At 56.4% G+C, this 21,151-nt stretch carries 15 protein-coding genes; 8 read left to right on the top strand and 7 right to left on the bottom strand.

Annotation, left to right across the window (positions count from 1 at the left end; translation table 11 throughout):
• Positions 1–13: 13 nt before the first annotated feature.
• Positions 14–1,387 carry a nicotinate phosphoribosyltransferase gene (locus tag IEY52_RS05170; RefSeq protein WP_189000872.1) on the bottom strand — a complete coding sequence of 458 codons (1,374 nt, stop codon included), beginning with the start codon at positions 1,385–1,387 and terminating at the stop codon, positions 14–16.
• A gap of 21 nt (positions 1,388–1,408) precedes the next feature.
• Here IEY52_RS05170 and IEY52_RS05175 point away from each other — a divergent pair, with 21 nt between their 5' ends.
• From IEY52_RS05175 to IEY52_RS05195, 5 genes are all read left to right on the top strand, one after another.
• Positions 1,409–1,804, top strand: coding sequence for a hypothetical protein (locus IEY52_RS05175; protein ID WP_189000875.1), 396 nt, complete (start codon positions 1,409–1,411; stop codon positions 1,802–1,804).
• A gap of 352 nt (positions 1,805–2,156) precedes the next feature.
• Complete coding sequence (locus tag IEY52_RS05180; protein WP_189000878.1) at positions 2,157–5,351, top strand: ATP-binding protein; 3,195 nt, start codon at positions 2,157–2,159, stop codon at positions 5,349–5,351.
• Positions 5,352–5,689: 338 nt separating this feature from the next.
• Positions 5,690–5,872: a hypothetical protein gene (locus IEY52_RS05185; protein ID WP_189000881.1), complete on the top strand. Its 183-nt coding sequence runs from the start codon at positions 5,690–5,692 to the stop codon at positions 5,870–5,872.
• Positions 5,873–5,979: 107 nt separating this feature from the next.
• The gene (locus IEY52_RS05190; protein ID WP_189000884.1) at positions 5,980–9,219 is read left to right on the top strand and encodes a DUF11 domain-containing protein; all 3,240 of its coding nucleotides are present in this window, start codon (positions 5,980–5,982) and stop codon (positions 9,217–9,219) included.
• 76 nt (positions 9,220–9,295) lie between these two features.
• Positions 9,296–11,692, top strand: coding sequence for a hypothetical protein (locus IEY52_RS05195; RefSeq protein ID WP_189000887.1), 2,397 nt, complete (start codon positions 9,296–9,298; stop codon positions 11,690–11,692).
• A 64-nt stretch (positions 11,693–11,756) separates the two neighbouring features.
• Here IEY52_RS05195 and IEY52_RS05200 read toward each other — a convergent pair whose 3' ends face one another.
• Both IEY52_RS05200 and IEY52_RS05205 read right to left on the bottom strand, forming a co-directional pair.
• Positions 11,757–12,749 (bottom strand): ADP-ribosylglycohydrolase family protein, encoded by a 993-nt coding sequence (locus tag IEY52_RS05200; RefSeq protein WP_189000890.1) that lies wholly within the window; start codon positions 12,747–12,749, stop codon positions 11,757–11,759.
• A gap of 236 nt (positions 12,750–12,985) precedes the next feature.
• Positions 12,986–14,011, bottom strand: a complete 1,026-nt coding sequence (locus IEY52_RS05205; protein ID WP_189000893.1) for a bifunctional nicotinamide-nucleotide adenylyltransferase/Nudix hydroxylase — start codon at positions 14,009–14,011, stop codon at positions 12,986–12,988.
• A 120-nt stretch (positions 14,012–14,131) separates the two neighbouring features.
• Here IEY52_RS05205 and IEY52_RS05210 point away from each other — a divergent pair, with 120 nt between their 5' ends.
• The 3 genes from IEY52_RS05210 (at position 14,132) to IEY52_RS05220 (ending at position 16,989) form a co-directional block, all read left to right on the top strand.
• The gene (locus tag IEY52_RS05210) at positions 14,132–15,406 is read left to right on the top strand and encodes an alpha/beta hydrolase (protein ID WP_189000897.1); all 1,275 of its coding nucleotides are present in this window, start codon (positions 14,132–14,134) and stop codon (positions 15,404–15,406) included.
• Entirely contained in the window at positions 15,399–15,929 is a 531-nt protein-coding gene (locus tag IEY52_RS05215) for a PadR family transcriptional regulator (protein ID WP_189000900.1), read from the top strand. The genes IEY52_RS05210 and IEY52_RS05215 overlap by 8 nt, the downstream gene beginning before the upstream one ends.
• A gap of 208 nt (positions 15,930–16,137) precedes the next feature.
• Positions 16,138–16,989: a DUF4350 domain-containing protein gene (locus IEY52_RS05220; RefSeq protein ID WP_189000903.1), complete on the top strand. Its 852-nt coding sequence runs from the start codon at positions 16,138–16,140 to the stop codon at positions 16,987–16,989.
• 82 nt (positions 16,990–17,071) lie between these two features.
• On the opposite strand, the gene IEY52_RS05225 is transcribed toward IEY52_RS05220, so the two are convergent.
• The 4 genes from IEY52_RS05225 to IEY52_RS05240 all read right to left on the bottom strand — a co-directional run bounded on the left by IEY52_RS05225 (position 17,072) and on the right by IEY52_RS05240 (position 21,093).
• Entirely contained in the window at positions 17,072–17,800 is a 729-nt protein-coding gene (locus tag IEY52_RS05225; protein WP_189000906.1) for a tetratricopeptide repeat protein, read from the bottom strand.
• Between the two features lie 64 nt (positions 17,801–17,864).
• Positions 17,865–18,650 carry an oxygen-dependent tRNA uridine(34) hydroxylase TrhO gene (trhO, locus tag IEY52_RS05230; protein ID WP_189000910.1) on the bottom strand — a complete coding sequence of 262 codons (786 nt, stop codon included), beginning with the start codon at positions 18,648–18,650 and terminating at the stop codon, positions 17,865–17,867.
• A gap of 154 nt (positions 18,651–18,804) precedes the next feature.
• Entirely contained in the window at positions 18,805–20,274 is a 1,470-nt protein-coding gene (locus IEY52_RS27020; RefSeq protein ID WP_189000913.1) for an S-layer homology domain-containing protein, read from the bottom strand.
• A gap of 219 nt (positions 20,275–20,493) precedes the next feature.
• Positions 20,494–21,093, bottom strand: a complete 600-nt coding sequence (locus IEY52_RS05240) for an IMPACT family protein (protein ID WP_189000916.1) — start codon at positions 21,091–21,093, stop codon at positions 20,494–20,496.
• Positions 21,094–21,151 lie beyond the last annotated feature (58 nt).

A 21,151-nucleotide genomic window follows, 5' to 3' on the forward strand; every position in this document is an offset into this window, starting at 1 on the left:
GAAAGAACCGGGGTCATCTGGCCCGGATGTCCTCTAAAGATTCGTCGATCAGGAGTTCACCGTTGCGGTACACCACCTGCAGCAGGCTGTCTTCGCTGTACTTGCCGAATTCTTTGCCCTGGATGGTTTCAAATTTGCCGTTTCTCTTGACCAGATCGAGGATGCCGTCTTTTGAACGTTTGCCCGGATCGGTGACAGGGTCTTTGTAGATGGGCTGGTATTTGCCATCAATGATGCCTGCACTGGCCTTGTAGGCAAACTTCTGGGTGTCCCGGTTGACCATTTGCAGCAGTGCTCCACCCATTCCGAAAGCCACGTTGGTGGCACTGTAGCCCTCTCCAAGCAGCACGGCCAGGATTTCCCGGATGCTGTCTTCATTGATGCCGTCTCCCTGAATGACCCGCACAGCGTTCAGCACCTTGAAGCCCTTGCTGTTGATGGTGTGCCCGAATTTGGCATCCAGGGCACGCACGGTCATGCGAACCATGGCAGCAGGATCCCCCGAGTCAGGACGGATCACCACGGTGGCTCCACTTTCCAGAATTTCGTCGTGCAGGGTGGTGCCCCAGTGTTCGTTGATGGCGTTCTTCAGGTCGTAGGAATCGCTGACAATCGCCACCGTTTTGCCGGGTCTGGCAAATTGTTTGAGCATGTTGCGGTAGGCATCCACCTCGTGCTCTTTGCCCCAGCTGGTGATGCTGGAGTGCTCTGCAGCAGGGATGCTGAAACCTGCCATGGGGGTTTTGTAGAACCTGCGTCCGAACATCAGGGCCTCGACGGTGTCGGTGCCCATGAAGTTGGTCAGGTGGGCGAGGCCCCCTATTCCAGCACTTTCCTGGCTGCTGACCCCTCTGGAACCAAAGTCGTGCAGTTTGAAGTTGATTTCTGCAGCAGGATCGTCGCTGCTCTTTTCCAGGGCTTCCCGGATGATTCCCTTGAGGTAGTGGGACTGGGTGGCCACCGTGGTGGGGTACCAGACCCGCATCAGCAGCGTTTCAAACCAGCTGACCAGCCAGTAGCACCTGGGGTCGGTGTTGACCACGCTCATCAGGACATTGTGGGTGGGAACGATGCTGCCTTCTGGCACTGCGCGCACTTCCAGCGGCAATTTGCCTCCATGCTGCTCTGCAATGTGCATCCAGCCTTCAAAATTGAAGGGTTCGCCGTGGGCCTCCAGAATTTCCTTTGCCTCCTCCACCATTTCACGGGTGATGGGGGTGGAAAGGTAACGTTTCAAAAGGTACTGCAGTCCAAAAAAGCGGGTGTAGGGGTATTTTCCGCCCCGGGATTCCAGGTAGGAGTGAATGTACTGGGTGTTGGGTGGGTACTGCAGGTAGTGGCTGGCTTTGTAGGAATCGGTGTCAATGATGGTGTTTTCGGTGAACATGGGGGCCTCCTTTGAAGGCACTTGCTGTTTCTTGTTCTCATAATCCAATTTTTAATTATGAGTTTGGTGAGTTTTGAACATCTTTTCGCATCTGTGGTACAAGAGCTTATGGCCTATACCCTGTATATCACAGGCAAAAATCACCCCATCTCTGAAGCTGCATGGATTGATTTCACTGCCCAAAACCCTGAATTCCACCCAGACCCTCTGAACACCATCAACCCGAACACCAGAGAGCACCTTGCATTTTCTGGAGCACTGGCTTATCGACAGGGCAAGGCAGTCTTTGTGCTGATTCGAGGGAGAATCCAGTTCAGGGCACATGATCTGGAGATCAGCCTTCCTGTGGCACAGCACATTGCCGCTGCCTTGAACGCCGAGATCCTGGGAGAAGAAGGAGAAATGTACAGCAGCTGAGCCTCTTTTGACATTTCTTCCATTGGGCGCAGCACGCTGCGCCCCTACAGGTCTCACCTGAAATTCCTGCCAGCAGGGCGAGGCATGCCGTCTCGTGCTATACGAGGGACCGCAAGCTGTCTTGCCCTGACTACGCGCCTCGGGGACGGCCCGGTCGGCACTGGGCGCTGGTCCCTCAGCACACTCGCCCCTACAATTGGATCCCGCATTTCTGCCTTCTGCCTTCTGTCTTCTGCCTTCTGTCTTCTGTCTTCTGCCTTCTGTCTTCTGCCTTCTGTCTTCTGCCCCAGCATCAAGCTGACCATGCAGCCTCACCCCATCCCAGACCCAATTCCCCTATCATCAAGACAGAATGAATTTCGATCTGCAGATGCTCGGGTATCCGCATTTTCGGGGGAGCAAACTCCCCCCGCACAAACCCGTGGCTTTGCTGCTGCATCTGGCCTGCCGTCAGGAATGGGTTTCCAGAGAAGAACTCTCCACGCTGTTCTGGCCGGACACCGACACCCCCACGGCAAGACACAACCTGCGCATTTTGCTGCACCGCACCAGGCAGCTTTCCTGGGTTGAGGGGCTGGAGCAGGATGCCCAGCACCTGCGCTGGCAGGTCAGCACCGATGTGCAGCAATTCAGGCAGGCCTTCCAGCAGGGCCAGTGGCAGGAAGCGGTGCAGTTGCACAACGCTCCTTTGCTGGAAGGTTTTGTGCTGGAAGACATTCCTGGCTTGCAGGCCTGGTGTGACATCGAACAGGAAGCCCTGCTGTGCCAGTGGCAAAAAGCCTGCCTGCAACTGGCCGCCCAACTTGGGATGCAGCAAAAACATGCCGATGCCGCCCAGGTGCTGGGCAAACTGCTGGTGCAAGATCCCCTCTCTGAAACAGCCCTGCAGAAGTTTCTGGAAGCCCTTTACCTGTCGGGGCAGCGCAGTGAGGCCCTGAAAGCCTACGAGAACTTCAGGCAGCATTTGCAGCTGGAACTGGGACTAGAACCTCTCCAGCACACCCAGAACCTGCTGCAAATCATTCGCACTGCAGAGCCTTTGCCCGTCCCACACACAGAGGTGCATGAGGTGCCACTGGAGGTGCAACGGCCTCCAAAACTGGTGGGCAGAACACAAGAGCAACTGGCTTTGCTGCAGGCCAGAACCCCTCTGGTGCTGGTCTCAGGAGAGCCGGGGGTGGGCAAAACCCGCCTTCTGGAGGACATGTTTCCCCAGGCCCGCTGGCTGAGGTGTCGGGAAGGGCTGGAAAACCTGCCTTATTTCCCGCTGCTGGAAGTGCTGCGTCAGGGGAACCTGCCCGATCTGGGACCTTACCTGCAGGATCTGGCCCGCCTTTTGCCAGAGGTGCACCCTGCACCCCTCCCTCCTGCCGATCCCTTCACCCTGAAACCCAGGCTGCTGGAAGCCCTCAGGCTGGCTTTTCAGCAAGGATCTGGTCCTCTGATCATCGATGATTTGCAGTGGGCAGATGCAGCCACACTGGAATGGATCTCCTACCTGTTGCGCACAGGATCCAGGCAGGTGGTGGGCAGTTACCGCCAGCAGGAGGTTGCTGCAGAGCTGCAAAAAGTCCTGTCCCAGTGGAAAAGTGCTGGACAACTCACCCTGATTTCCCTGTCCAGCCTGACCGAAACCGAGATCCAGCGCCTGATGGCCGACCTCACGCACCAGCAGGAAGGCCCTCCGCTCTTCAGCCACTGGCTGCACCAGCATTCTGGCGGCAATGCTTTTTTTGCTCTGGAAACCCTCAAGGCCCTGTTTCAGGGTCACATCCTGCGCATTGAGGGGCAGGACTGGCGCACCGACCTGGACCACACCACCCGCGATTACTCTGAGCTGCAAGTTCCCACACAGGTGAAAGAGTTGATTGCCAGACGGCTGAAAAACCTGCCCGATCTGGCCTTCAAAGTGGCCCAGGCAGCCAGTGTGCTGGGGCAATTTTTGCCAGAGGTGCTTTCAAAAATGCTGAAACTGCCTGAATGGGACGTGCTGGACCAGCAGGATGTGCTGCTGGAAGCTGGTTTGCTGAAAGATCAGGGGTTTGCCCACGACCTGATCCGGCAAACCCTGCAGGCTTCCCTTGCCTCTGGCCGCCGCAGAATGCTGCATGCCGCAGCAGCCACCCAGTTGCAAAACCAGACCGATGACCTGCTGGTGGCCGGGCACTGGCGGGCTGCAAACCACATGGAAGAAGCCTGGACCCTGGAAATCCATCATGCAGCAAAACAAATCCAGCGGGGCCTGCTGCATGATGGCCTGAACATGCTGCAAAGACTGGCCCAGGAACTTCCAGAACCCCATCCCCTCAGGCTGGAAGCCCTGTTGATCTCCGGGACCCACCTGCACCTTTTGAACATGGATGACGCAGATCAGGCCCTGGAACAGACTTTAAAGCATCCTGCCCTCACCCCAGACCTGCACTTCAGGGCATTGCTCTCCCAGGTGGACAATGCGGTGTACCGGGGAGACATGCCGCTGGCCAAAATCCGCATTGAAACAGCAGCCCAGTTGATCCATCCTGACCAGACCCCCTCAGCCCTGCGCTTGCGGTTCTGTCATGCCAGATTGGAAGTTCTGTTGCGCAGCGGTCAATTTGCAGAAACCGAGCAGTTCATTCCCCAAGTTTACCTGCAGCACGGTCAGGACAGCATCACCCGCAGCTATGAAGCGCAATTGCTGTACTACCAGGGCAAATACCGGCAGGCTGCGGACCTCTTCGAACGCATGCGTCAGGAAGATCCAGACTGCATCTACATCCTCACCCTGGAAAACGATCTGGGGGTCAATTTGTGGATGCTGGGCAACCTGCAACAGGCCGAGCAGGAACTCCAGCAGAGCCTGAAACACTGGACAGGTTCTCCCCACGTCGAGGCCCTGAGTCACATGCACCTGGGATTTGTGCGGCTCTCACAGGGGAGGTTTTCAGAGGCCCTGCACTGCATGGACCAGGCCAGGATCGCCTGCCAGATGCTGGGCAGCCTGACTTTCGAGGCAGACATCGAGCAGCGCACCGGGGTGATTTACAGCCACGCAGGACGCTTTCAGGAGGCCCACCTCCACCTGCAGAAATCCCTGCACCTGCTGGAACAGGTGGGAGACCCCTACCGCATGGGCATCACCAGCAGCCTGCTGGCCCTGACCCATGCCATGCTTGGGGATGCAGAAAATGCTGAACAGCAACTGGCCTTCACTGCAACGCTGCTGCAACAACACCCCAGCCCTCTGGGAGAGCTGTTTCTGCTGCAAACCCAGGGCATTTTGCAGGCCCAGAAAGGCCACCTGCAAAATGCCCTCTCCTGCTTCCAACACACTGAAAAGCTTTCGCGGCTCAATCCCTTCCCGGAATTTCTGGTGATGAACCTGCTGGGACAGGCAGCCCTGCATCAAAACAGCCAGGATTTGCTCCAAGAAGCCCTGGAAATTTCAGAGTGTCACGGTTTCAAAAGGCTGGAATGGCAGGCGGCCCATTTGCTGAACAGAACAACCCAGGCAGCAGAGGCCCTACACTTTTTAAAAGAAAACAGTCCTGCGGGATGGTTTTATTGATGTTCGCCAAAAGCACTGCAGGTGCTTTTGGCTGAGCAAGCGCCCAGTGAGAACCCGGCCGTCCGGGGAGCACGCTTTAAGGGCAAGAAAGCGAATAGAACGGTCAGGACACCCAGACCCCCTACAGTTCTTTTGGCGTAGATCAATAGAGCATTTGACAGAAGAATAAAAGGTTGTTTCCTGGGCTGATTTTCTCTGAAACAGAAGGATTTTTCTGAATCCTCCTGTTTCACGGATCAACGCAGTAAAGCCACAAAACGGTGCATCCTTCTACCTTCTACCCTGAACTTTTGACCCATGAGACGCCCATGTAATGCTCCCTGTTACACACTGTCAGCATGGGCCACTCCTCTCGAAAACCCACAGAATCCAGAAAGAGCTTCATCCTGCATGTGAAACAGCAGGGAGACCTCCTGATTTTTGTGCTGCAGGACCTGCGAAGTGGTGAACGCAAGGAATTCACCAGCTGGGACAGCCTGGGTGTGCATCTGGAAGAAAGCATGGTTTTTCGGCTCAGGTGAGGGCCGCTGGAGGCAATCCATGAAACACTGGCCGCTCTGATCTTGCTGGCATTGACACAGCACCAGACATTTCAGCCCACCAATCTGGGTCCATTGATGGAGAAACCATGTCGAAACTGTTGAAACTGTTGAAACCCCTGAAACCCCTGAAACCCCTGCTGATCGGTCTGGGACTGCTGTCTCTGTGGTCTTGTGGAACCTACACTTCTCCTCCTCCATTGCCTGGTGGGAAAGTGGTCCGTCTGGAAATCTCACCAGCAGCCTTGCTTCTGACCGCCAAAGGCCAGAAGCAGCAACTGAAAGTTCGGGCTCTGGATGCCCAGGGCAAGACCCTTTCAACCCCAGCAACCAGAATCAACTGGGTGTCCTCGCGTCCAGAGCAGGTCGGGATTTCTGCTGCAGGGGAGGTTTCTGCCGCCACGGCTCTAGGGGCCACCCAGATCACGGCCCAGGTGGATGGGGTCACTTCTGCACCCGTGCTGGTCAGTGTGGCAGAACCTCAGGCCGGGGTCACGCTGCTGAACGACAGCCAGATTTCTGGCAGCCCAAATGCTGTGGATGAAACGGCTGAAGGGGACCTCGACAACCAGTACGAAGTGACCCTGAAGGGCATCCCAGAGCCCAAAGTGGGCAGCTTGCTGCTGGGCCGGGAAGGTCTGGCGGTGGGCGGTGAGGTGGTGTCCAGCCAGAAAACCGCTGAGGGCTTCAAGGTGCGCCTGAAACTGGTGCCTTTGAAAACCCTGATGAAGACCGCAAAGATCGACGAGGTGATCAGTTACCAGAACCTGCAGCCGGATTTCCCCAAAGAAATCCTGCAGCTTTACAACATTCAGGAGGTGGATGGGGCGTTCCAGTTCACCCCCAAACCGGGAGCCACCGTGCAACAAGCACAAAAGCTGGGCCTGCTGAAGCAAGCCGCATCTGGCACTTTCGTGCTGCCCCCATTCAATGAGTGTGAAACCACCCTGCCAGCCCTGCCCATCTCTCTGGGGCAGTTGCCTTCCATGACGGCCAAGGTGGAACCCACCTTTGAACTGAAATACGACACCCAGGACAACCTGCAGAAATTCATTGTGCGGGCCGAACCTTCCTTCAAAATCCAGATCAATCTGGTGGTGAATGTGGATGCACTGGTGGCCCTGGAGTGCAAATCCACCCTGTACAGCAAACTGTTGAAGCTTCCAGGCTGGGCGGGCCTGATTCTGGCAGGCGAGGTGGAAGCAGGGGTGGCTTTTGAGCTGGAAGGCAGATTGACCCTGGCCAAAGTGGGGGTGGAACTTTCCAGTGAAAGCAAAGCCAAACTGGAAATGGGCATCGTGTGCACCGCTGGCGACTGTCAATTGCTGAAGAAAATCGAGCCCAGCAGCACCAACAAGGTCAACTGGGTGGTGCCCAGCATCGGGCAGATCCGTCTGGAACCCAGCCTGTTTGGGTACGGATTTGTGGGCCTGAAAGCCGGAGCCACCCTGATCAAAAGCCTGCGGGCAGATGCCGTGAAAGCCAAAATGGGCGGCAAATATGAGGCCAGTCTGGCCCCTGCAGCCATCCAGACCGTGCCACAGGACCCGGATTACAAATCCAGTTACAAGCTGTCTTTGCTTTCCGAAATCGGGGCTGGCAAGAAAATCAATGGTTTTCTGAACAAGCTGGGCATCGTCAAGATGAACACTTTAAAACTGACCTTCAGCACACCTCTGGGTGCTTCCCCCAAAGGGAGGGTGACTTTTGACAAAAAAACCTTTGAGAAAGACGACAAAGTCAGTTTCAGGGTTTCGATGGACCCCACCAGTGTGAATTTTCCAGGGGTGGGCTACAACCTCAAAAAAGTGAAAATCCTGCGCCGGGTGCTGGGCAATGTGATCCAGGTACCGATCATCGAGCAGGTGGCCAGCAAGGACCAGACGGAGTTCACCCTGCTGTGGACTGCAGATCAGGGCTCTGCCAGTGCAGGCAGCGAATTTTACGCCTTCATGGAAACCCAGTTGCCCAGCATTTTCGATCTGGAAATCGGGCAGGCCGAACTGCAAGGCACGCCTTTTGAGGTGCTGCCCAGCGCAAATGCCGGGGCGGTCAACGATCTGGGACAGGTGATGCTGGACACGGGAATCTTCAAGGATGGGAACCTCATCCCCTATCCTGAAAACTTCTCTCCCACCACCCTTTTTCTGGGCACACCCTTATCCCACATCCTCAACAACCAGGGGCAGGTGGCAGGTACGCTTCTGGTGCCCACAGGCAACACAGTCAAATCCCACAATGCTTTCTGGCCAGACGAAAAAGGACAGGTGGTGGATCTGGGTTTTTCCATTGCAGACCGGGAAGTGATTGAGAACACTGCCACCTCCATCAACAACACAGGGACAGTGGTGGCCTGGGAGGTGTACAACAAACGGCCCCAGGATCCAGCGGTGTTTGACATGGGGGTCAAATGGGAAAAAGGGGTGCTCAGCCAGATTCCCCGCCTGTCCGACAGCTTTGTGATTCCCGTGGTGGTCAATGATGCTGGACTGATGGCTTTAAAATTCTTTGACACCTCGGTGGACAGAAACAGTGTGCGCCTGTCCGATGGTCGGGTGGTGGGTCTGCTGGGAGGCCAGGACACCACTGCCGTGGACCTCAACAACAAGGGGCAACTGGTGGGTTACGCCACCAATGAAACCGGCCAGAAAGACACCGCTTTCGTGTGGGGCAACGGGATTTTCACCAACCTGGAAAGCCTGATGCCTGATCCCTCCCAGAGCCTGGGGTCCCGTGCCCTTGCCATCAATGAAGCTGGAGATGTGGTGGGACAGTTGAAAACGGCCACAGGAACGCACGCCGTGATGTGGAGCAAAGGCAACTTTGTGGACCTGACCACCCTGCTGGACCCCGGTCTGAACATCCACCTGAGCACAGCGCGGGACATCAACAACGTGGGTCAGGTGCTGGTGACGGGCAAACAGGGAGACTTTCAAAAAAGCTTCCTGCTGCGTCCGGCCAGCAACAGTGCCGATCTGGCCCTCACCCTGACTGCCCCCAGCAAGGCCACCCCCCTGCAAAACCTGACCTACGCGGTGAACCTGCAAAACCTGAGCAGCAGCAGTGCCCAGAACATCCTGGCCGAATTCACGTTGCCCGAAGGCTTCAAGCTGGTTGGGACCACTGGATGGAGTGCCTGCAATCAGGTGCAGAGCACCGTGCTGTGTCTGGCCCCAGAATTGAAAAAAGAAGAACAGAAAGCCTTCCTGGTGGATGTCAAAGCCCCTGAAGCCACCGGGACCTTCACCCTCAAAGCCGAGGTGAGCAGCAGCACCCCCGATCCGGTGCTGACCAACAACCAGACCACCGGAACCACCACCATTGAGTGAAGGAGGAGTTTGTGAAACACCATCTGAAACATTGTTTTTCCTGGCTTTCTGCTGGCCTGCTGGGGGTGCTCTCTGGATGCGGCACGTACCAGTCCACGATCCAGCCCCCCCTCCCACCAGTGCCACCCTGACCCCTGCGGGGGGAACCATTGAGGTCAAAGGCAACGCTGGAAGCACCCTCTCTTTGCAGGTCCCAGCCGGGGCCGTGACCCAGAATGTGCCCCTGAAAATCACCCCTCTGGGCTCCAATGCCCTGAGGTTTCAGGTGGAACCCGCGGGTCTGCGCCTGCTCAAACCCCTGACCGTGACTTTTACCGGAACCCTGCCCGGCAAGGCCCACTTCTTCTGGAACGATGGGAAACGCCTCAGTGCGGTGCCCAGCACCCTGCAAGGCAAAACCCTCAAGGCAGAACTGCTGTTTCTGGGGTATCCACAAAGCGCTGCGAAGCAAAACACAGTCCAGAAAAACACAGTCCAGAAACAGGCTGATCCTTCCGTCACCCTGGACGTGGCCCCACTGGATTGCGCAGCCAGAATTGCCGAGCTGGAACTTCAACTTGCTGCTGCAGCCACCCGCAATGACTTTCAGGCCTCCTTCCAGTTGCACGATGAACTGCAGGCCGTGCTGTTGAACTGTTCCCAGACGGAAGTGCAGCGCCTGGAAACCCGTGCCTGCGATGCTTACCTGACGGCCCTGCAAAACGCACAGGTGACTGCTGCCAGCAACCTGCAGATTCTCTCCAATTTGCTGGTTCCTCTGGCAGCCACCACCAGCCATGTGGAAGCCCTGGACGCTCCCTGTGATGTCAGCCCCACCGCCGGAGTGATGGACCAGAAATTCAATCAGTTCCTGGTTTTTCTGGAAGCAGAGTACCGCAAAAACAGTTTCTTTACAGACACCGAAGACCATCTGGACCAGCTCAAGGTGCTTTTTGACCTGCAGGCCCAGTGCCAGTTCATGGGTGCAGAGCAGGCCACCTGCGACAGGTTCCCGGATCAGCTGTTCCCGGATGCCCTGGACCGCCTCAGGCAGGCTGCCTACCGCACTTGCCTGGACCGTGACAACACGGTGGTCCTCAGCCGGCTGTACCAGGACCATTTTGATCCGGTGCGTCCGGTTCAGCAGGGTTCCCAGAGCGGTCCTTACCTGACCCATGCCCGCTACACCTACGACGATCTGGAAAAAGACCTCGCCTACTGCACTTCTGAAGTGACCCTGCAGGTCTTCGACGACGCCACCACGGTGCCCATCGAGCAGCCCGGGCAGCAAAAAGAGCTGAATGCACCTTCTTCTCCGGGCAATTACACCACCGAAGCCGAGGTGACGGTTCCCTTTGATGGCAGCATCCACCTGGGCGGAACCCTGAGGGTGCCCAACTGTCCCAATGGTACGGTCAGCAGCGACGAACTGGTGTACCGCATTGCAGGCAAGGAAGTGGCCCGCTCAGGTCGCAACGGTGAGGTGTTCAACATCGACACCAGCCCTGCAGATTTGCTGCCTGCCCGCAACCTGAAAACCGCAGAACTCAGTGTGCTGCTGCCCTCGTACACCCTGGTGGTCCAGCGGGAGGGCAGTGCCTGTGGTGGGTTGCTGACCTCAGAATTTCCCCTGTACCGCATCAAGGTCAACGTGCTTCCTCCGACCCTGAGCGTCAAGCCCCAGAACAAAACCGTGGGCACCAGACGCAACCAGAAATTTGAAGCTTTTCTGGACACCCTGCCCACTTCAGACGTGAACTGGCAAACCGCCGGAGGCACCATCACCCAGGAGGGCACCTTCTCTGCTGGAACGGTGGCCGGAACTTTTGAGGTGCGGGCCACCCTGACAGACAGCCCGGACCACACCGCCACTGCTGCTGTGGTGGTCCGGGAGGATTTCTCAGGAATATACTCGGGCACCTGCAAAGACATCTCTCCGGCAGCGAACGGCAGTGGCAGCAGTTTCCCCTGTGCCCTGACCGTGCTGCACGATCCTTTGCAGACCCAGGCAGACCTGGTGGGTGTGGGCATCTTCACAGGCAACGTTTCTGGAAACCGCAAACTCTCGGCCACCCGCAGTGGGGAAACCGTTTTTGGGAACTTCACGTTCAGCACCTTCCAGGGCAATTACGTGAAAAGCCTGAACGAAACCGACCCGGATGCTGCCCGCGTGAACCTGCCCCTCAACCGGGCAGCCGGACAGGTGTGGGTGGGCACCCTGAACGGCGACCTGAGCAGCAGCATCGTGGCCAGCCTGACCGTGACCGCCACCGGCATCAGTGGCAAAACCGTGGCCGTGCAAACCCTGTGGAATGTCAGCGGGTCCATCGCTGCCAACCACACCCTGTCTTTCGGGCTGGCCACGGGTGGAGGTGCCAGTGTGTCCTTCACCGGAACCATCAATCCAGAGCACACCCAGATGTCGGGGACCTGGCGGGCCACTTCAGGTCCATCAAACGGCAAAACCGGAACCTTCACCCTCGAACTGCGTTGAGGGATGCATGCAAAAGACCTGCTGTTGAAGGCAGGTCTTTCTTATTTGCAAATGTTTTTGAGGGTCAGGTGTGCTTGAGGGGCAGTCCTTTGACCAGCCTTTCCAGCTCCCAGCTGTACTCGATGCGCTCAAACCATTCTGCTGGAAAGCCAGCATCTCCGAGGTGCGCCCCCAGAAAACTTCCAGTCAGGCAGGCAATGGAGTCGCTGTCTCCGCTGGTCACAGCGGCCCGTTTCAAAGCTGCTTTCGCATCTTCGGGGTGCAGCAGGAAACAGTAAAGTCCAGTGGCCAGCGCTTCTTCTGCAATCCAGCCCGGACCGGTCAGCATGCAGGGATCGGTGGTGAAATCTGGGTTTTTCAGGGCATCCCGCACCCTCAGAAGGGCACTCAGGGTTTCTTTCCAGCCTCTGGCAATGAAATAAGCCGCTGCTGGATGCTCGGATTCCTCCCAGAGGTTTGAAAGCCAGTCGTGGTGGTAGATGCCCAGTTGTGCCTCTGCATAATCCGTGAGGGCATGCAAAAGCCGTTCTGGAGCCATGCCCTGCAGCAGAAAATGCACTGCCTGAGCGGTGGCATCGCTGGCAGCAAGGGCCGTGGGGTGCCCGTGGGTCAGTGCCGCCTGAAACTGGGCCAGGCCACTGCGCACCTCGATGGGCACATTCAAAACCCCCACAGAAGCCACCCTCATGTTGGCCCCGCATCCCTTGGATCCGTGTTCGGTGGCCTTCACCCAGGGAACACCCTGCTCCAGACGTTCGCAGGCCCGCATGCAGGTCATGCCTGGAGCGCGGTCGTTCTCCTCAGAGTTGGCCCACTCCACAAATTCCCTGCGCAGCAGGGGTTCCAGTGTGGCTCCATCCAGCCGCTCTGCCTGCACAATTGCACGGGACACCGCCATCATCATCTGGGTGTCGTCCGAAACCGTGGTGCTGGTCAAATCCTGCGGTCCATCAGGAGGATGGTTCCTGAGGATCTCTGGGATTTTCAAAAATTCAGTGGGATACCCGTAAGCATCCCCGAAAGCCAGTCCGTAAAGCACACCGCGTGCATTTCCCATGGGGGACCTCCTTGGTTGCCGAGAGCCGAGGGCGCAGGGCCGAGGGCGAACTGTAAAGCCATTGCACTGGCCTGCAAGCTTGAGTTTTCCACAGGATCTTTCAGTGTTGACTGACTCTGCGCTCTGCTGCACAATGCTCTTGCTTCTTGGCTCTCGGCTCTGTCTTGGCCCCACTACGCGCTCACGTGACGGCACGTTTCGCGCTGGGCCGCCGGCCCTGTGCCCTCGGCTTTCCGTCAATTCTTCAGCAAAAAATGCTCAATGATGATGTAATGGTCCTCAAAAAACCACTCTGGGTGAGCAAAAACATCTGAGATGGGCACCCAGAGGGCATCGGATGCATCGTCCAGACCTTGCACTTTGGGGAGCTGTCCGATGCCCAGATCGAAGTGAAAGGCGTGGGTGATGGTGCGGCCCCTCAGGGAACGGGTGGGGTAATCGAAGACCCGCTGGTCTCTGAGGTAGGTTTCGATGTTGTCGATCTGGATGCCGGTTTCTTCGCGCAGTTCCCGGATGCAGCTGGTGATCAGTTTTTCATCGATCTCCAGGAAGCCTCCGGGCATGGCGAGTTTGCCTTTTCCGGGGTTGGCTGCACGGCGGATCAGGAGCACATGGCCGCTCTTGACCACCACAGCGTCGGTGGTCACAAAGGTGGGCGGAAAGGGGGCATCTTTCCAGAGCGCCTTGTAAGCCTGGATGTCTTTGTGCTCACCTTTGAGGTTCTGGTATTCCTCGGTTTTCTGGAAATCGTTCAGGAAGCGGTAAACGGCTGGAGGAACGTTTTCCTTGAGGGTCTCTGAGGGGCCTTCCTCGAAGTAGATCTTGCGCAGGTCCGTGGAGTTGAGGGGAGATTTCACCTTTGTGGGAATGAAAGCCCACTCGGGGAAGGAGCGCAGGTAATAGCTGCTCTCGTCTTTTTCGTGGCCCAGGAGGGCAATGTCGGTGTTGCCACGGGTCAGGTTGAGCACCCCAGTCTGCACGTCTGCCAGCCACATGTTTTCGTTGTAGAAATAATCCCGCACGGTGGTGAACAGGATCTTGTTTTTGTTGGCCCCGGCGTCCAGCAGGGATTGCAGGATCATGTCCTGGCGCTCGTCTGCGGTGAAGGGGTTTTTGGTGTTGCGGGCCGCTCTGGCACTGCCAATCACCACAATCAGTTTGTCTGCGGCCTCCAGACCTTCCAGCATCACCTGCAGGTGGGCGTTGTGGGGGGGTTCAAACCGTCCGATGAAGACTCCAAAAGTGTATTTGCGTTTGCGCATGGGATCTCCTCTATGTCTCATATTCTACAACATGATTATGAAAACAATGAGTCAAAAAGCACAGGCTTGCTTTCAATATATCTATTAGATATATTTCTTGTAGATACATCAGGAGGTCCCATGACCCCATCAGACAAGAGAAACCGCTGGATCAAAATTGGAGCCATCACCCTGGGGGCTGCAGCCCTGCTGGTCACCACCCTCTCCATGCTCACCGCAGACCTGCCCATCCCAAGGCCCACCGGTCCCCATGCCGTGGGTTTTGCAGAAATGGTGGTGCTGGATCCCTCCAGAACCTTCCAGAACCTGCCTGCCAGACCCATTTCGCTGGACATCTGGTATCCAGCCAGCAGCGTTCAGGGCTTCCAGGCAGAACCTTACAGCAGCAAAGCCCTCAATGCAGAAATTGCAAAAAGCCTGGGGCTCCCTCCTTTTCTGGGAGCCATCACCCCTTCTTACAGCTTCCGGGATGCCCCTGCTCTAGAAGGAAAGCACCCGGTCATCATCTTCAACCATGGTTTTGGTTCTTTCACCCGCCAGAATTTCTCCAATTTTCAGGAACTGGCCAGCCAGGGGCATCTGGTGATTTCCATCGGGCATCCCGGAGATTCCCTGATGGCCCGGATGCCCGATGGAAAAGCGATTTTGCTGGACAAACAGAATCCTGCTTACCTCGGGGTCACTGCACAGCAAAAAGACCTGCAAAATTTTCTGAGCAACAATGCCCGGTTGCTGGAACAGCAGCGCAAGGCCTCGGACTTCAGGGCCTACCAGCAGATCAGCCAGGACATGGCCCACATTGCGCCTTTTGAGCAGCTTTCCGGTCAGATTGATGCCTGGATTGAGGACACGGCTTTTGTGGTGCAGTCCCTCTCCCATCCGACAGGCATCCTGACCCATGCAGACCCACAGAACATTGTGCTGATGGGGCACTCTCTGGGAGGGTTGGTGGCCCAGCACTTTGCCCAGTATCCCCTTGCTGGCATCAGGGGGATCATCAATCTGGATGCGCCCTTTGTTCAAAGAAGTGCAACCTGGACCGATCTGCAACTTCCCACCCTCAACCTGCTCTCCACGCAGTACACCTTCAAGGGGCACAACATTGCTGTGGCAGGAACGCTGGACCCTCTTTTGAAACACAGCTCTGCAGGCAGTTACGTGGTTGAAATTCCGGGAACGGCCCACTACAATTTTTCGGACATGAATTACCTGCAGGCGCTGCGCTTCACCCCCATGCTGGGCAAAATCCAGGGGCTTAAAATGGAAAGGCACCTGAATCAGGCTGTGCTGGCTTTCCTGCAAAGGCTGCAACAGCCTGAAACCCTGGGCCAGCCCCTGCTGAAAAATCCAGAAATCAAAGAAAGCTTTTTCAGCGCCAGGAGGACCAATGATTGAACAGATCGTGCTGGGTTTCCTGATGCTCCGCAGCATGACCCTCTATGACATCAAAAAGGGCATGGAGAAATCCACAGAGCATTTCAGCAGTGCCAGCTTTGGCAGCCTGCATCCCACCGTGCAGCGCCTGGAAAAACAGAACCTGATTGAATCCCAGGAAGAAACCGTGGGGGGCCGCAACCGCAAGCGTTACACCCTCACCGATGCTGGAAAACAGCATTTTCTGAACTGGCTGGGTCAGGACATCGAACTGGAAAAAGTCAAAGACAACAGCCTGCTGAAATTGTTCTTCCTCGGTCACCTGCCTGCAGATCAGGCAAAAACCCTGATTGAAAGGTACTGCAAACACCTGGAACAGCAGATTGCATTGCTGGGCCTTCTGCATGACCAGACCGAAAAAATTCAGGTCCCAGAAAGCTTGCAGCGCATCAAAGACCACCAGGTGGCGACCCTGGAATTTGGCAAAGCCTACTACCAGTTTGCCAGAGAATGGTACATGAAAAAGTTCCTGGAAAATTCCTGAAATCCCCCTCAGCCTGCAGCAGTGAAATCCCTTATGTATCTTAAGATCCTTTATTTTTTTACAGATTCATGACATGCTCGGGATACACATGATTGCGTTGTTTCAGAAGGTCTGGAGCGTCCTCAGGATGCCCTGACTGTTCTGCAGGTGTTCTTTTGCACAGGAACCCTGCAGGGCCTTTTGCGAACATCAAAAGCGAGGGAATCCCATGAAAAAGCACTTCCTGATTGGACTGGCTTTGCTGGTCACGGCTTGCACCAGAAACCCCGTTTCTCCTGAACAGGCCCAGGTTGAGCCCCAGGCCTCCAAGGTGATCCTTTTTGACCTCTCCAAGGCAGAAGACGCTGGAAACGCCGACTGGCGCATCGATGGCGCTTACAGCAGCTGGGCAGACAGCCTGCGCAGCCTGGGGTACACGGTGCGCACCATCACCTCCGTGACCAGCAGCACACTGGTAGGAGCAAGCGTGCTGGTCATTCCTGAGCCCCAGAACCCCTTTTCTCTGTCTGAAAGAGACACCATATTGAGCGCCATGAACGGCGGCATGGGCCTCTTCATGATCGCAGACCACCGCATCAGCGACCGCAACAACAACGGCTGGGACTCCCCTGAAGTCTTCAATGGCTGGGATGGAAGCACCCCCACGGGGGTCACCAGCACCTACAAGTGGAGCCTGGACAGCCAGTACCAGTTCAAAATCAAATTCAGCTTCAACAGCAGTTACAGCGACCCCGTGTACACCGCCACCCCCCTGACCAGCACCCACCCCATCATTCAGGGCAGCACCTCGAGCAGCACAGACAATGTGACCAGCGCAGGCGTGTATGTCGGAACCAGTGTGGATGTCACCTCTGGTCAGAGCCTGATGGGAGCCAACGGCAAAACCTACCTCGCCACCAGCAGTTACGGCTCCGGGCGCGTGGTGGCCTGGGGAGACTCCAGCACCTTCGAGGACAACACCCTCTCCAACGGCAGCAACGGGCAGTACAACAACTGGGTGAACCTCTCCAATGCCAACCTCGCCAGAAATGCGGTGAAGTGGCTGGCAAAAGACCTTTAAACTGCCTCACCTGCTGAGAAAGCTTGAACCTCACCCGCTGCGCTCCTCTCCTGCAAGCAGGAGAGGAGTTAGGGTTGAAGCATCACTTCAGCAGGACCAGTTCTTCATCCACGTAGGGATCCTGAGAACCTGCAGCCTCCAGCTCTGCTTTCAGGCGCAATTGGATTTCCAGTGCTGCATCCCGATGGCCCAGTTCACGCAAAACCCGCGCAATGCACCACCAGGCAATGCGAATGGGTTCTTTCTGACCCTGTGCCTCTCTGAACTGCAGGGCTTTCTGGAAGGTTTCCAGGGCTTCTTCAAATCTCCTGTCAGCAAAATACGACCAGCCCAGGTTGTTGAGCAGGCTGCCTTCCCATTTTTTCGCAGCAGGATCAACTGAAGCAACAATGTAATCCAGGGCCTGATGGTTGAGAGAAATGGCCTGATCGGGCTTGCTGATCGCCAGCATGTGCAGGGCATCTGCAGCAAACCCTTGCAAGCCAGCCTGATCTGCCAGCTCAAAAGCCTGCTGAAAACACAGGCTGGCCTGTTCTCTTTCACCCGCAGAATTCCAGGTTCTGCCCCGCTCCAGCAAATACCGCACCTTCACACGAGGTGAAACCTGATCCAGATGGGCTTGCAATCCATCCAGAATCTGGTGGGCCTGCTCAAACTGTTTTCTGAGGCTGTGGGTGCGGGCCAGCTGGGTCTGCAGTTCCAGCAAGGCCTCAGGCCGGGTTTGCAAGTCTGGGACCAGGGCCAGAAATTTCTGTTCTGTGGTTGCAGGATCCGAAAAGTTCCATAAAACATCAAAATCAGCGGTGGACATGCTTTACATGATAACCCCTGATTTCTGCTGTCAGCAAAATTGGCAGCTGGTTTTCTCTGGATGGTCAGCTTTTGACCCCATCGCCAAACTGGGTGTTGACATCCTGAAAAGACAGGTCGCTTTCTTCCAGGCCACCATCAAGGGTGACCCGGTGGTCAAAAACGAAGCATTCCCCGGTCCAGCCGTCGTGCTGCTCAGGGCCAGTCAGGAAGTAATTCATGATGCCCCCCTCAAGCTGGTACACCTCCATGCCCAGGTCCAGCATCCAGGCGCTGGCTTTCTCACAGCGGATGCCCCCGGTGCAGAACATGGCGATGCGTTTGCCTTCCCACTCTTTCTGGTGGTCCAGCACATACTTTGCAAAATCCCGGAACTTTTTGACCCCCGGATTGATGGCCCCTTCAAAGGTCCCAATGCGGGCCTCGAAATCGTTGCGGTTGTCCAGCAAAACCACATCTTGCTGCTGGATCAGGTTCAGCCACTGGTCTGGGGGCACCTGCACACCGGTCTTGCTGCTGGCATCCACTCCCTCAATGCCCAGAGGAACCAGTTCAGGCTTCACTTTGATTTTCAGGCGCTTGAAAGGCATCTCGCTGGAGGGGGAACGCTTGGCCTGCAGGCCTGCAAAACGGGGGTCGGCATGCAAGGTGTTCCAGAAGGCATCCAGATTCCCCTGGGTCCCTGCCAGCATGCCATTGATGCCCTCAGAAGCCACCAGAATGCTGCCCAGCAGTTGCGATTGAACACACAGGTCTTGCAGCTCAGAAGCCAGTTGCTGTGGATCTTCCACCTGCACAAACCTGTAAAAAGAGTCATGGTACAGATCTAACACCTCTAACACCTCTAACACCAGCACATTGTACCAGTCTGTTTTGCATTGTCCCATGCAAAACCTTTTCCCAGAATCTCAGAAAAACCAAAAATGCAGCAGGGTTTCCTGCTGCATCGTGTTTGATTTGCGTTGGGCCCAGTGTTGAAGTCAGTGTTGCATCAGAAAGATGGGCTCAGAAGCTGAACTTCACACCAATGCGGGATTTCACGCCCAGGTTGTTGGTGGCATCGGTGGTGTTGAGGGTCAGGTTGTACTGGGGATCCAATTCACCGAACAGCGCAATGCGGTCTGTGAGGTTGAAGTTGGCACCCAGCAGCCCTCCAATGTAGAAATCAGATCCAGAACCGGAACCGTTCTGCAAAGGACCCTGCTTCCAGCCTGCTCCCACACCCACGTAAGGGCTGAAGCGGCCCCCATTGCCAAAATCCATGATCAGGTTGGCGTTGATGTCCAGGGCGCTGTTGCTGGGACGGTAAGAAGCCCCCAGACGCAATCCAGCGTTGCCCAGCACCCGGTTCACCCCGATGTTGGCTCCGAATTCCAGGCGGTCTGTGAAAGCACTGTTGTCGGTCAGGCCAGCAACACCGTTCAGAGACACATAGAATCTGGGCTGATAAACCGGAGCTGTTGCTGTGAAATCGCTGCTCTGGTCTGTGCTGGTGGTGGGGTCTGGTACAGCCACAGGAGTGGCGGTGTCCGGCGTGGTGGGTGCAATGTCCACAGTGGGTGTGGTGGGTGTGGTGGTTGTGGTGGTGTTTGTGGCAGTGTCAGGTGTGGTGGGGACAACAGCACTGACACCGGGTTCACCCTGTGGGCCTGCAGAACCAGCAGGTCCCTGAGGTCCAGTTTCACCTTGAGGTCCCTGTAGGCCCGCAGGACCAGCGGGACCCTGAGCTCCAGTCTCGCCCTGCGGTCCCTGAGGACCGGTGGCTCCTGCTTCTCCAGCAGGACCCTGAGCTCCAGTCTCGCCCTGCGGTCCCTGAGGACCGGTGGCTCCTGCTTCTCCAGCAGGACCCTGAGCTCCAGTTTCACCCTGCGGTCCCTGAGGACCGGTGGCTCCTGCTTCTCCAGCAGGACCCTGAGCTCCAGTTTCACCCTGTGGTCCCTGAGGACCTGCAGGCCCGGCTGGTCCCGCTGGACCTTGTGGGCCAGGGGTGGCCTGAATGGTGGCCAGTTGCTCCTGGGTGGCGGCAAGCTGCTGCTGGGTGGCATCCAATTGGGCAATCAGTTCATCAATCTGGGCTTCCAGATCGTCAATGCGAGCATCGCGGTCGGCATCGGCTTCTGCATTGGCTTCCAGATCGGCCTGAATCTGTTCAAATTCACCGCTCAGTTCACTCACGGCGTTCTGGATCAGGGTGAGGCCATCGTCATCCACCTGTTTGATGCTGGGGCTGTTGATCAGGCGGTACAGAATCAGGGCCATCTGGTAACGGGTGAGGTTTTCGCCTCCGCGGAAGGTGCCATCCGGGAAACCTTCCACCAGACCGTTTTCCACCGCATATTTCACGGCTTCTTCTGCCCAGTGTCCAGCTGGAACGTCAGAGAGGGTGGGTGTGACGGCAGTGGTGTCGGTGGTCTGTGCAAAGGCAATGGGTGCACTGAGAACAATGGCGGCAGTTAAAATCAACCTTTTACGCATGCTTTTTCCCCGCTTTCTTCGTGATGAAATGCAAGTTCATCTGCCCATCACGCTAAGCAGGAGCCATGATGCAGGCATAAAGAAAAATTAAACCCCATGGCTTCCTTAGCATTTTTCACAATTCAAAAGTCATGTCTGGAACAATCAGCAAGCAAAGATGAGGGTTTTTAACAAATCCTAAAGCCCCCTGCTTTCTTCATGGTTGGACTCATGCTTGCTTCATGAGTCAAGCAAGACTTTTCCCTGCCCTCTGGTGGCGTCCTGAACTTGCTGCTGGAGCTGTTCCAGCTCATCGGCAAGAAGACTGAGCTGAAAGGTCAGACCCTGCTCAGTGTATTCCTCAGAGCGGTCAAAAAGGGTGTGGTTCTCCAGCAGTCGGTAAAGCACACTGGTGAGTTCAAAAGGCACCTGAATGGTGAGGTCTATTCTGGGCAGTTCCTGGTGCTTTGCAGCGGTCCTCAGGGCTTCTGCAGCAGAGCCCCCATATGCCCGCACCAGACCTCCTGCCCCCAGTTTGGTGCCCCCGTAATAGCGCACCACAGCAACCACCGTGTGATCCAGCCCTTGCCCTTCAATGGCCCTGAGGATAGGCTGTCCTGCGGTGCCTCCAGGTTCCCCATCGTCATTGAAACGGTAATTCTGCTCAATTCTGTAAGCCCAGCAGACATGCGTGGCTTCCGGATGCTTTGTCCGAATGCCCTGCACAAAAGCCAGGGCCTCTTCTGGTGCATCTGCACGTGAAGCGTACACCAGAAAATCTGAACCTTTGACTTGTTCCTGGTGCTCTGTGGGGTGTTTGAGGGTGGTGAACAGGGCCATGACAAGTCAGCATAACGGATTGCCGAGGGTTGATGGCTGAAGGCAGAAAGCGGAAGGC

It is taken from the genome of Deinococcus roseus (assembly GCF_014646895.1).
GTDB lineage: Bacteria > Deinococcota > Deinococci > Deinococcales > Deinococcaceae > Deinococcus_C > Deinococcus_C roseus.